The 12,526-nt window shown below is 46.9% G+C and carries 13 protein-coding genes; 9 read left to right on the plus strand and 4 right to left on the minus strand.

Going from position 1 to position 12,526, the window contains the following annotated elements; translation table 11 throughout:
- Window positions 1-520: 520 nt before the first annotated feature.
- The 4 genes from JZI27_RS00430 (at window position 521) to JZI27_RS00445 (ending at window position 3,805) form a co-directional block, all read left to right on the plus strand.
- On the plus strand, window positions 521-2,161 hold the full coding sequence (locus JZI27_RS00430) for a recombinase family protein (RefSeq protein ID WP_280206186.1): 1,641 nt from the start codon (window positions 521-523) through the stop codon (window positions 2,159-2,161).
- On the plus strand, window positions 2,124-2,663 hold the full coding sequence (sigK, locus tag JZI27_RS00435; RefSeq protein ID WP_280206188.1) for an RNA polymerase sporulation sigma factor SigK: 540 nt from the start codon (window positions 2,124-2,126) through the stop codon (window positions 2,661-2,663). Before JZI27_RS00430 ends, sigK begins: the two co-directional genes overlap by 38 nt.
- A gap of 215 nt (window positions 2,664-2,878) precedes the next feature.
- Complete coding sequence (locus JZI27_RS00440; protein ID WP_280206189.1) at window positions 2,879-3,025, plus strand: hypothetical protein; 147 nt, start codon at window positions 2,879-2,881, stop codon at window positions 3,023-3,025.
- A gap of 123 nt (window positions 3,026-3,148) precedes the next feature.
- The gene (locus tag JZI27_RS00445; protein ID WP_280206190.1) at window positions 3,149-3,805 is read left to right on the plus strand and encodes a Crp/Fnr family transcriptional regulator; all 657 of its coding nucleotides are present in this window, start codon (window positions 3,149-3,151) and stop codon (window positions 3,803-3,805) included.
- 309 nt (window positions 3,806-4,114) lie between these two features.
- On the opposite strand, the gene JZI27_RS00450 is transcribed toward JZI27_RS00445, so the two are convergent.
- Entirely contained in the window at window positions 4,115-5,050 is a 936-nt protein-coding gene (locus JZI27_RS00450) for a helix-turn-helix transcriptional regulator (protein ID WP_251245139.1), read from the minus strand.
- Between the two features lie 48 nt (window positions 5,051-5,098).
- Between JZI27_RS00450 and JZI27_RS00455 the strand changes: the two genes are divergently transcribed.
- From JZI27_RS00455 to JZI27_RS00465, 3 genes are all read left to right on the plus strand, one after another.
- Window positions 5,099-5,944: an alpha/beta fold hydrolase gene (locus JZI27_RS00455; RefSeq protein WP_280206192.1), complete on the plus strand. Its 846-nt coding sequence runs from the start codon at window positions 5,099-5,101 to the stop codon at window positions 5,942-5,944.
- A gap of 175 nt (window positions 5,945-6,119) precedes the next feature.
- On the plus strand, window positions 6,120-6,632 hold the full coding sequence (locus JZI27_RS00460) for a CarD family transcriptional regulator (protein ID WP_122907269.1): 513 nt from the start codon (window positions 6,120-6,122) through the stop codon (window positions 6,630-6,632).
- 85 nt (window positions 6,633-6,717) lie between these two features.
- Window positions 6,718-6,981 carry a YoaP domain-containing protein gene (locus JZI27_RS00465; RefSeq protein ID WP_245996421.1) on the plus strand — a complete coding sequence of 88 codons (264 nt, stop codon included), beginning with the start codon at window positions 6,718-6,720 and terminating at the stop codon, window positions 6,979-6,981.
- On the opposite strand, the gene JZI27_RS00470 is transcribed toward JZI27_RS00465, so the two are convergent.
- Window positions 6,950-8,008 carry a CapA family protein gene (locus JZI27_RS00470; protein WP_122907356.1) on the minus strand — a complete coding sequence of 353 codons (1,059 nt, stop codon included), beginning with the start codon at window positions 8,006-8,008 and terminating at the stop codon, window positions 6,950-6,952. The two genes, JZI27_RS00465 and JZI27_RS00470, sit on opposite strands and share 32 nt — an antisense overlap.
- Window positions 8,009-8,167: 159 nt before the next feature.
- On the opposite strand from JZI27_RS00470, the gene JZI27_RS00475 reads away from it, so the two are divergent.
- A complete protein-coding gene (locus JZI27_RS00475; protein ID WP_251245136.1) occupies window positions 8,168-9,337 on the plus strand; it encodes a UDP-N-acetylmuramoyl-tripeptide--D-alanyl-D-alanine ligase in 1,170 nt (389 codons plus the stop codon).
- Window positions 9,338-9,512: 175 nt separating this feature from the next.
- Entirely contained in the window at window positions 9,513-10,451 is a 939-nt protein-coding gene (locus JZI27_RS00480) for a C40 family peptidase (protein ID WP_122907266.1), read from the plus strand.
- A gap of 645 nt (window positions 10,452-11,096) precedes the next feature.
- Here the strand turns inward: JZI27_RS00480 and JZI27_RS00490 are convergent.
- Window positions 11,097-11,882 carry a FixH family protein gene (locus tag JZI27_RS00490; protein WP_280206202.1) on the minus strand — a complete coding sequence of 262 codons (786 nt, stop codon included), beginning with the start codon at window positions 11,880-11,882 and terminating at the stop codon, window positions 11,097-11,099.
- A 9-nt stretch (window positions 11,883-11,891) separates the two neighbouring features.
- Entirely contained in the window at window positions 11,892-12,503 is a 612-nt protein-coding gene (locus JZI27_RS00495; protein WP_122907263.1) for an SCO family protein, read from the minus strand.
- Window positions 12,504-12,526: the final 23 nt, after the last annotated feature.

Here is a 12,526-nt window from a genome sequence, read left to right on the forward strand (position 1 = left end):
TTTGGATCATCTAATGACTACTCTAAAAACCACTTCCTTCAAATGGTCAGGATCTATTAGTCAATCCGTTGTACCTGGGCACCGGTACTGGACATTCATTGGAGCGGAAAATGTTCAAGTATATCCAAAACGACATGCGATTGTGATAGGACAATCAGCATATGGAATAAGGTGTATTGAGGTGAAAAGTATGGAGCGAATGCCGACAATCAAAATCGTATATGTGCCTCATACTTTATGTAGTGATTCAGTTCAAGTCTCAAACACCTTATCCGCTGCAGAGGCCAAAAACGCCGTTATCGATTACATCCTAAAGCGTTTGATCTTGAAACCGACTGAATAAGCCGGTTTTTTTGTACTATCGGAAAGTTTAAGTGCGCTAAAGCGCTAAAAAGATTAGCGGAAGATAGTATAAGTGCAACTAAGGCTCCGCCAAAAGCTTGGCCGTAGCCAAGTTTTCTAATATCTCTCTTTGATACTGGAAAGTGATAGTGATAAGAAAGGAGAAGAGCGAACCTCCATGTATACGGCCATATATCCAAGGGTTTCTACAGGCATGCAAGCATCAGAGGGCACAAGCCTTGATGCACAATTTGAGATTTGCATGCGGAAAGCGAAAGACTTGGGAATTCCCGAATCCATGATCAAAGTTTATCGCGAAGAAGGATTCACAGGTGAAGATATCGATCGGCCCGCCATGAATGAATTCAGACAAGATGTTGCGCAAGGGCTGGTCCGTCGCTTGATTGTTACCCACCCCGACCGGTTGACCAGGGACTTGACGGATAAATTAATCCTTTGCCGTGAGCTGGAGCGGAGCAATATCGAGCTGGTGTTCGTGGACACGGAATACCGGAATACGCCGGAAGGGCAGCTTTTTTTCAACCTGATGAGTTCCATAGCACAATACGAGTTGTCTTTAATCAAGAAGCGGACGGTACGCGGAAGACTCAAAGCGGTGGAAAAAGATAAGAAGATCATGCCCATGCGTGTGGCTCCCTATGGATATGATCTTCATGAAAATACCTTGATTATCAATGCGCAGGAAGCCGAATTTGTCCAGAAGATATACCACTGGTATGTTCATGAGAACTATACGCTTCGTGAAATCGGGGATCGACTCTATGCGTTGGGGACGGTACCCAAACGAGGGGAAAGCAGGAACTGGAGCGCCAGTTCCATTAGAAGGGTTCTTACTTCTGAGGTGTACATCGGCAAGTTCTATTACAATCGTAGAGAAACCCGGAAGATTCGCGGGGAGAAAACCAAGAACGGCACACCGAAAAAAACATATGCCTTTCGCGAGGAAAAGGACTGGATCGAGGTTACCGTGCCAAGTATCATTGACCCGCAACTGTTTGAATTAGCCCAGGTGCAGAAAGAGAAAAACATGAAACGGTCAGGAAATGTAAAGTATGAGTATTTGTTAAAATCCATGATCCGGTGTGGACATTGCGGCAGAATGTGGCAAGCAACTACTTATACAGGCCGGGTAAATAAAGAAACGGGAGAAAAGATCCGTTACACCTGCTACAGATGTCCAAACCTCTTCCCAAAGAAGTATGGTGAAGGAGTTGAGAAGTGCCCAACTCAAACGTTGCGCGCCGATATGTTGGATCATTACGTCTGGCAGCTCATTTTGGAGACATTGTCTAATCCCGATGATTATATGGAGCGGCTGCAAAGCAAATCGAATGAGATTAACCTGGAACTTCAATCCGCCGCGGACCACATCAAACGTCAGCTGGAGCAGAAGGAGAAGGAAAAGGAAAAAATCAAAATCATGTTCAAGCGGGAGGTCATTGATGAGCAGGAGATGCTTACCGAAATGCAAAAGATTAATGCCGGACTAAAGTCGTTGGAGCAAGAGCTTGCCGGGTACGAAAAGCAGTTGTCAGAACAAGCGGAGAAGGAAATATCGGCCAATCGGATTGCCGAGGTTTCCAAGGCTGTCCGAAACTTTATCGAGAGCGCCGGCGACGAGCTTATCCTTGAGGAGAAGCGACATATTGTAGAGACACTGGTTGATGAAATCATTATCCGTTACGACGGGAATGAAGTGCAGATTACAGCGGTTGGGGCGCTTGACGAGTTAAAGCAGCAGCAGTTTCTTTCGCCTGGGAATGACATCGCTTCGTGTTCACAACCTCAAGAAATTTGAAAACACGGGCGAGGATAGCGAAGACCTGATTTCCATCGGTACGATCGGCCTGATCAAGGCGATCGAGAGCTACCAGGTGGATAAGGGAACCAAGCTGGCGACGTATGCAGCTCGTTGCATTGAGAATGAAATCCTCATGCACCTTCGCAGTCTGAAGAAAACCAAGAAGGACGTTTCCTTGCATGATCCGATCGGCACGGATAAAGAGGGCAATGAAATAACCCTCATAGACGTCCTAGGAACAGAAACAGACGAGGTCGTGGATGCCGTACAGCTCAAGCTGGAGTCCAACAAGATCTACCAGCACATCCACATTCTCGACGAGCGTGAAAAAGAAGTGATTATCGGCAGGTTTGGACTGGATCAGGACAAGGAAAAAACACAAAGAGAAATTGCTCGAGAGCTCGGCATCTCCCGTTCGTATGTTTCACGCATTGAAAAACGCGCATTGATGAAGCTGTTTAATGAGTTTTACCGGACCAAGCAGACACAGAATAGGTAACTTGCATTTTGCATGAAGCCAGAAAGTCAGGGTCTCCCGCAAGAAGGACAGTACTTAACCAATGTCCTTTCTTGCGGGTATTTGTGTTGCATCAGGAAAGACAAGATTTTACATGATTGAGCTTGTGACATCAAATGAATATGGCGTGTTATTATCACGAGCGAATGGGGAAAATAAACAACGTTACTCGTGACTACCTTCAAGGAGGGAACGCTTTGGGGAAGTATCGCTGTTACTACTGGGAACACGCCACTGACAGCGTCCACCAAATTTCGTTTTTCCAAGGCAAACAGGATCGCGACGAATTACTCTGCGATGACTGTTATGCGGATTGGATCGAGTCCTTAAAGAGTGAGCCATAAACAGAGTAACGAACCTTTTGCCCACCCTTAGCAGTAATGCTACAGGTGGGTACTTTTATATCGCTTACCATCAAAACAATCCCCTCCATTTCCTGATGTATTTGATATCGTATTTGAGGACATATGTCCTTCCCCAATTACCAGAATGTATCGTTTAATAATGGAAAATCTACGGGAGGAAGGGAAGAAATTCAAGATCGTCAGCAACTGAATCATTACTTGCAAGCTCATCAGATAGAAATGATCTTTAATGAACAAATATTTCCGCATCTGTCTGTATACCAATTTGAGCAAGGAGAAATCATTTGTTCTCAAGGAGAACCTGCACAGTATTTGTATGTGCTAGTCGAGGGAAAGGTAAAGATTTATACAACCTCGTCTGAAGGTAAAACGCTAATCCTTTCGTTTAAGACACCGCTTGAAGTAATTGGGGATATTGAATACGTACGGAGTATGGACATTCTCAATTATGCCATCACGAAAAAATTCACGATGAAATCGAATTCTTTGAGCTTTAATTTGTTGCATTCGGTAGAAGTGAGATTGGCTAGCTATCTATTGTCTGTTTCCTTTGATGAATCCGAATCTCTGCTACCTGGACAACAAAGCATTGTCAGTCTGAAGGATGCAGCCAACTTGATCGGAACCAGCCATAGGCATCTGAATCGGGTGATTCAACATTTTTGTGCAAAGGGCCTGATCGAGCGTAACAACGGGTTTATCTCTGTAACAAATAGGCAAGGTTTACGTGTGTTAGCCGGTCATATTATCTACGAATAGGAGATTAAGGGTATGATTTTAGGACTTTCATTGGCGCTTGTCGCAGGATCGCTCGTCAGCACTGGGCTGGTTCAGTCTGGATAAAATTCCCTTTACATTCCAGCAGTTGTTCGGAGTGCTGGTCATAGTGTGTGGGATAGTGGTATTTAAATTAGGTGGGGCTCGACAAAAAACGACCGTTTCCCAGTAGACGAACTGGATAATGGTCGCTTTTGCCAGAGACCGATATTATCTACTATTTTGTGTTCAGGTGAAAAAATACTGACATGTTTTGACAGTATTTAATGTTATCCTTATCACAAAACGCCCCTACAGTCGCTTACTCGTATAGCGCTCAGTGAGGTTAGCAAGCTCGCATTGGAGCTTGTCAATGACTTCTGGGGGGTGTTCCACTAGGGCTTCCTGTCCTAGTCCGAGGACAAAGCGCACAATCCAATCGATTTCCGTATACAAAATAGTCGTCTCAAGCAGACCGGAACCGTCTGGAAGAGGGGTAATCAGGTTGCTCAGTTGATGGTGACCATCTGCGAGCTTGCAGCCTTTTTTCGTCAAGCGGATGCGCAACGGAAGAGTATGCAGCTCCTGATTGATTGTTCCTGCATCCTGGCTCTCCGGAATATAGCCTTCAACAGTGGTGAACTGCCTGATTCGATCCACGCGCAAGGATACCTCACTTTGCCGTAAAAAACAATAGCATCTGCAGTACCAATATCCATCGAAAGCGTAGAGATAGTGGGGATGAATGATTCGGGTGCTGATACGCTGTAAGGAATCGTATTCGATTTGAACAGATTGCTCAGCCAATGCTGCATCCAGCAATGGCCGCAAGAAAGGCGTGTCAACAGTCCGCTTGGGGTTGGTCACCCGCACCTTTTTTCGAAGAGCTTCCATTTTTTGCAGGTCTTCTGAGGGCAGGATGGCACACAGTTTCGTCATGACAGACAGAGTTTCGTTTTCAAAAGGCTTGTTCGCATAATCGTAAAACGATTCGTAGGAGATCAGGAGAGCGACTGCCTCTTCACTGGTTAATGGCAGCGAAGTAAGCTGATGAGGTTTGTGCAGTCTGTACCCGCCTCCAGGACCGGGGATGGCGCTCAAGGGCACACCAGATTCACTCAGAACATGCAAATCACGGAGCATGGTTCGTTCCGAGACAGAGAAGGCTATTGCCAATTCCTTGACGGTAAAGCTCTTTTTCGTATTGAGCAAAGAGAGAAGTTCAATCAAGCGACCTGTTCGTTTCAAGGGAATTACCTCATTTCAATAAAAGCGGTAGAAAGGTGGGCAAAATAGATGAAAAGTGTATATGTATGGAATCAAGAATGTAGATTGCAAGTATGGGAGTCAGAAAGAAAGGGACAAACAATTCTTTTTCTGCATCCACAAGGGGGATGCTCCTCCATCTGGAGAGATATGTTACCTCATTTTTCGGAAGATTACCACTTGGTCTGTATGGATTTAAGAGGGCAAGGAGATTCAGACCGCGCAGCCTCCGGATATGATATCGATACACAATGCGCGGATATTTTGGCTGTGCTGGAAGCTTTACATATTGAAAAAGCCCATCTGGTAGGCAATTCACTTGGGGGGGACTTCGCTACTTTCTTTGCCGCCAAACACCCGGAGCGCATGCTTTCACTCATTCATTTGGATTCCGGCATGATTGATTACATTGGAGAAAATGGGGAGCATGACTTAAGTCGAGAGGAAGTCCTGACGAATGCCCGTAATAGAGAGAGGACAGGCTACGACACCAAGGAGCAGTTTGCTTCCCACGCCAAGGAAACCTGGACAAAATGGGACCCTTACTATGAAAAATGGTTTGAACACGTATCGATCTACCCCATGGAGAATGGCCAGATTACTTATCGTATTCCGAATGATATCAATGTACAGATCATGGAGACTGTGTGTGATCTGCATTACGAAGAGGCGTACCAGCAAATCACCTGTCCCGTATTATTCCTGCCCGCGGCCGACGAACCCAAACTGGATGTGAAGCTATCGTTAATCGGCCGCGTACGAGACAATTTCACGTCAAAAGTCGTCATCATTCCACATTCCAAGCACCTGATGCCGATCGATCAGCCTCTTTTGGCAAGTAAAGAAATCCTCACATTCCTCAAAGAAATTTTCTGATAGAGGGGCTGCTACCGCTGGTCAAGACACCAGCGGTTTCTTTGTATGTACAAGGGTCAAAAAGTGGAAAAAGTATATTGACGTAAAATAAATGTGTGTGATAAAATTTAAAATTTAAAATCAAAAATCGAAAAGTGTGTTATAATAATAGGAGTTTGTCTAGGAGGTGGACGTTTTGTTTGAAGTAGGACACAAGATTTTTTACCCGATGCATGGAGCAGGAGTGATTCAATCCCTGGAGGAAAAAGAATTTCTCGGTGAAAAGCATCTCTATTTTGAGTTGAACATGCTGCTAAAGGATTTAGACATTATGGTTCCTGTTGAGAAAATGTCCACTCTGGGCATACGCCATATTGTGGAGCGGGAAATCATGGCGGACGTATTGACACGTATTCTCGATGGAGAGGCAGAGCTGAATCCGAACGCCGGTCAACGCCAGAGAGCGAATATGGAAAAAATGAAAAGCGGAGATATTTATGAAATGAGTGAAGTGATCCGCGATTTATGGATGCTTGGTAAGACAAGAGTGCTGGGAACTTCCGACAAACTCATGCTGGATACGGCCCAGCAAGTTCTCGTGAGTGAGATCGGACTTGTCATGGGAATCGGAGAGGAGCAAGCGTCTGAAGTATTGAAACAAGCATGCAGCAAGCAAGAAGCTGTTAGCGTGCAAGGCAATCATAAGTAAAAAGTTAGGGCTTGTTTATAGTGATTCATCGATAGCTGAGAAAGTCTCTGACGAGGGTCCCTTTGCGGTCGGTATTCTGGAAGACTTGAGAAAAGTAGCTGAGAGTAAAAATGTCCCTTTTCATACTTATCGGATCACAACAAAAGAAGAAGCACAATCCTCACCCATCATCTGGAGTACGTTTGGGTTGCTATATAATGGGAAATTCATTACACATGAAATCTTGAGTGTGAATAAATTTGAAAAATTGCTAGCAAAGCTATTATCAGAACAAAAAGGACTTCACAGCTGTGAAGTCCTTTTGCTTTTTAGATGGATTATAGAAAACGCTTATCCACGATCTGTGTGACCCGCCCCCACATCAACTGCAATTTCTGCCGTAATGCTGGTGTGAGGTGTTGGTCGGGATTGCGCAGGTAGTAGAGCAGCGGAACAACGCGAAACGATTTTCTGCCGTTATGAAGAAAAGGCTGGCAGTACGTAGGAATCATCGAAATTTGGGTGATGCTGGTTTGATTAGCGGTATCCATTTCAACGGTCAGGTAAAGAATGGCACCGCATTGAGTCTGATTGATTTCAAGCATGCGCTCGGATGTGAAGTTGCCAAGAGAATAGGCGACAACGGTTTTCCGAAGGAGGCCATTATTGTCTCGTGCAATCATGGGAGTGGTGACTGGCTGCAAGACGTGGGGATGCGCCCCTAGGATGATATCAGCGCCGCATTCCAGGATGGATTGCACCAATAGTCTTTGCTTGAGCGTCGGCTCAAAACGGAATTCCACCCCGAAGTGCAGGGAGACGATCAGAAGATCCACATGTGGTCGAAGCTTGAGAACCTGATCTTTCATGTTGGCTGCATGGATTCGATTGACCATCCAGCTCACATCAGAAGGAAGTGTTTGTTTATTAGTCCCGTATGTGTATGCGAGCACCCCGATACGAAAACCATTCACTTCCCGGATAAAAGGCTCGATAGACTCCTGCTTGGTCCGATAGGTGCCAGTGTGCCCGAGATTGTAGTGATCCAGCACGTCTAGAGTGCGGCGCAGTCCATTAGGGCCACCATCTAGACAGTGGTTATTGGCGGTTGTCAAAAAGTCAAAGCCCGCTTGCTTCAAATCTGCAGCGAGTTCATCTGGACAGTTGAAACGGGGGTAGCCTGTACGAGCACTGCCAATCTGATAGGGCTGTTTTTTTCCAGAGAACGTAGTCTCCAAATTGCCGATGGTAAAATCAGCCCCCTTTAATAGTGGAAGGACGGGAGAGAATTGCTCGGAGAAGGAAAAACGCTTGGTGCCAGGGACATAGGCGGATGCAACCTGGTTTTTCCACATCAGGAGATCACCGACAGCGGCAATCGTGATCTTTCGTTTCATCGATTTCACCTCTTCCTCCTACTCTATTCACACAGACGTCCATAGGAATGGAACAGAAGTGGAAAGTCTGAATAGATGAAGGTCTATACAGGCTATCATCGACATTCATACAATGTGGAAGCGATTTTGTGATGGAATCAATCAAAGGAGAGGCTGCCTGTGAAAAAGATCGGGAGACAACCGATTATTAAAGTGCCAGAAAAGCCGCTCATCCTGCCAATACCGGTAATTGCAGTGACGGGAAGCGCAGGCAAGACCACGACCAAGGAAATGATTGCGGCTATACTTGCCAGACGCTGGCGCGTGTACAAGTCCATGCTCAACAAAAATTTTTTGGGCAATACGAGGGCGCATGTTCGACGGATCAAGAAATATCATCAGGCAGCAGTCTTGGAATTTGGCATGCTGCGCAGAGGAAACATTCTGAGCCATTGTCAGATCATTCGACCATCGATAGGTGTGATTACCAACATTGGAACGGCGCATATCGGCAACGTCGGCGGACACAAGCAAGGGGTCGCAATGGCAAAATCGGAATTGATACGCCATATGCAGCGGGATGGAAAGGTATTTCTCAATATGGACTGTGGTTATTCCCGAATGCTGCGTGAACAGCCTTTTGCGGGGCGATTTGCCGGTGAATTCATTACCGTCGGAATCGAACAGGAGGCAGACTATCGAGCGACAAATATCCAGCAATCGGAGGAAGGACTGCATTTCAGCTGTTGCCTGCAGGAGACCGAATTGACTTTCTTTATCCCGGTTTTGGGAGAGCACAATATATACAATGCCCTTTTCGCCATCGCAGTCGCCGATTCTCTGGGCATCAATCCAGCTACCATACAGCTGGGTCTGCGCCTGTTTCGACCGCAGAAGCAGCGGCTGACGCATTATCGGACCGCCCGCAATGTCCATATCCTCGACGATACGTACAGCTCTAATCCCAACGCAGCGAAGGCGGCGATTGACGCATTGAGTCAGGTTTCCAAAGGCACGAGCGTCGCGGTGTTGGCCAGCATGCTGGAGATGGGGAAATACGAGATCAGAGGACATGAGGATGTGGGTCGTTACCTGAGGGAGAAGAATATCGACTATCTTTACACCTTGGGAAGAAGTGCCAGACATATCGCGAGGGGAGCCATCCGGGCAGGATTTCCGGCTGAACGAGTCGTTCATTGTACGAGCAAACGTCAGCTTCACCAGCGGCTGATGAGGCGGTTGAAGCCCAATACGTATTTTTTAGTGAAGGGTTCCCGTCGGTTGAAAATGGGTGAAACGGTTCACTTTCTCTATCGGCAGGCAACGAAAAGAATCATAAAAAATAGCTAGCAGAGGGACTACTTCGTCCAGATGTCATGATAGGGAAAGATAGGGCTATAGACACCTGACTATGTAACCATTTCAGCTTTTGGAAAGATTTTCACTCTTATCCGTCTGATGGATTTCCAGTAGACTGGTTGCGTACCCAGTTCATTGGGAAAAACGCAACCAGGAGGAAATCATAATGACTAAACGGGATTGGCTACAAAAATCCACGATCGCCGTCATGCTGAGTACAAGCCTGTTGATGTTCGCTGAAGGTGGACAAGCAGCGACACAAGTGACGAATGTCCAGACAGCTGCAACAGGTACAGAAGCGGCTGCGATTGCGCAAACCCTGGTAGGAAAGGCGTACAAATACGGCGCAAACGGTCCGAGCACTTTTGGATCAGCAGGTTTGGCTACGTACATATACAAGAAATTAGGAATCACCATTGACAATACCATTGCCGAGCTGTACAAGTCGGGGAAAAAGGTATCGACGAAGGATGTGCAGGAAGGCGACCTCTTGTTCTTCTCATCGACAGGGAAGGGATCCCCTAGCTTTATGGGCGTCTATGTGGGCAATGATCAATATATTTATTCTTCTCAAGGCGAGAAAAAAGTTGTCTTGAAAGAACTGAGTGATTATTCGCAAAAGCTTCTGGGCATTCGTCGGATTATTGCGGAAGGTTCCAACGTGGGTATCGGAGACAAGGTGATTGCCGCCGGTAAAAAGTATTTGGGCACCCCTTATCAGTACGGTTCTTCTAGATCCAGCAAATCTTCGATGGACTGCTCCGAATTTACCATGTGGGCCTATCTGGATGGAGCTGGTATCGACATGGGGAAAGGTGGCGCCAAATCTCAAGCCAGCTATGTGAAGAAGAATGGCGAAATGACTACAGACATGAGCCAGCTGAAAAAAGGAGATCTCGTCTTTTTCATGGCGTATAAAGGCTGGAAGGAGTCTGATTACAAAGGGATCAACGTCTCCAAGCAAAATATAACGCACGTCGCGATCTACATGGGGGACAACAAACTACTCCATACATATTCCAAAGAATCGGGAGGCGTGAGAACCACCGATTTTAAAGGAACACATTGGGAGTATCGCTTTATAAGTGGCGGTCGACCGTATTAAAGGGGAGGCATGGGGGAGCTCTAGGGACGAGGGAAGGGCGAGTGTGCATCAGACAGCAGCGGAAAAAATAGGTGTTTGACCGCGGGCAAACGCACATACCAGTTCCGCCTTTGCTGCATCTCTTATAGGGAGAATTGTAGGAGGTGAAACGTCATGTCATACATGTTTCCACCTGGATCCCCCGGTTCGCCCGGATTTCCACCTGGTTCCCCTGGATTTCCGCCTGGATCTCCTGGATTTCCCGGAGGTTTTCCACCTCCACCTGGACCGCCGCCATTTAGAGCGCCTACTTCACCTGGACCTAGGGGGCGTGGTGGCCCGCGTGGAATAGCACCTTGGCACTTTACACCTTGTTTGTTTCGCAATACGTTTATTTGGCTGCATAACGGACGTACGTTTTGGTTCTATCCAGTAAGAATAGGACGTAATAGCGTGATTGGCTTTCGTTGGCGTAACAATCGGTGGATCTTTGACGAGCTTGTTGTAAATCGAGTCGCCTATTTCACTTGTTAGCAATACGTCATCTTTTGAAAGCAACGGACAAAAGCGCTGGCTTCCTTTCTCTTCGAAGGGAGGCCAGCGCCTTTGCTTTTTCTTGATGAATTCGCGGTTGTCTATCCTTGAACTTCCTGCGAAAGAGATTTTTTACTGAACAGAAAGAGTAAAATCTTTGTGGTCGTGTATTTCGCCTTTTTCCACGTGAACCTTCACTGTGTAAGTGCCGGAGGTGGGAAAGGCAATCTTCGCCCCATATTGGCCGGGATGAGATTCAGTAGTGTCGAGAAAAGCGTGCTTCTCATCTGATCCTAGCCAGTATTCCAAACGGACAGTCGCTTTTTCGATGACTTCGTTTTCCTGCATGACATGTACACCCAACCAGGCTACTTCCGCGGCTCGCACCTCTTTTGGAGGCATGAAATGGAGTTCTACCTGTCCTCCTGCAGAAGGATTCGTTCCGTGTTCATGTGGTGTGCCTGCAGTCGTTTCATCCGGAGATGGTGGAGACGTTTCCGGAGTGGTTGTGTTGCCTTCTCCAGTAACGGTAAAGGGAATCTTCTTCATCGTGTGAAAATCACGTGCCGTAACATGATAATAGACGAAGTACGATCCTGGTTCGGTAATGGGCTGCTTGGCAATGTAGAGCCCGTCCTTCTGAAAGGTAGCAGGCAGCATGGCGTGAGGCTCCTGTCCTTCCTTCCACCACTCAAATTTGACTTCGCTGGCATCATCCACTGGCTGGCCTTCTTGCGTCACCGTGACGGCAAAGGTAACGGTATCTCCAGCAGCAGGCTGACTGGGTTCCATAGTGAAGGCTGCATCTACAGGTGTCGATGGAAGTATCGCCGTCTGTTGCTGATCATTGCCACATGCGGTCACTGCAGTGAGCAAGAGCAGACATGGCAGCGTGTATATCAAGCGTCTCAAAATCATTTCCGATCATTACCCTTTCTGTTTCAAGTTCATCAGCTCCTGGTAGATTTGATCCGGATCAAAATCTTCGCCCATGCCGAATTTGCGCAAGACGACATTGTTTTCGTCTACCAGGTAGGTGCTGGTCGTGTGAGAGATGAAGCCGTCTTCCATACGATTGGCAAAGAATCCGAGTGAGCGTGTCACTGTCTCGATGGTAGCTTCATCACCACGAAGAATCTTCCACCCCTGCGGGTCAATTCCCACATTCTTCGCGTAAGTACGAAGCACATCCGGTGTGTCATTGAGCGGATCGATGGTCACCGTCAAAAACTCAACACCGTTTCCCATCAGGTTGGCTTCCATCAGCCGCTTTTGCAGCTGCACCATTTTCACTGTGGTAGTGGGGCATACATCAGGACAGCGCGTATAGATCAGCTCCACCAGTCTTAGGTTTTTGTGTGTATTGGTGAGGGGGAAGGTACCTCCATCGATGTTTTCCAATGTTACATCAGGCAGTGCGGCCTGTACATTTTTGGGTTGTCCCCAGAACCAGGATACCACTAGTACGGCAAAAACGAGAAGCGGCAAGAAGACGAGCAATTTTCGCATTCTTATCGCAGTGGCAGATGCTGCAGACATTCTTGGACTCCTCTCCCTCTCAT

This window comes from Brevibacillus sp. AY1, from assembly GCF_029870785.1.
Taxonomy (GTDB): Bacteria; Bacillota; Bacilli; order Brevibacillales; family Brevibacillaceae; genus Brevibacillus; species Brevibacillus invocatus.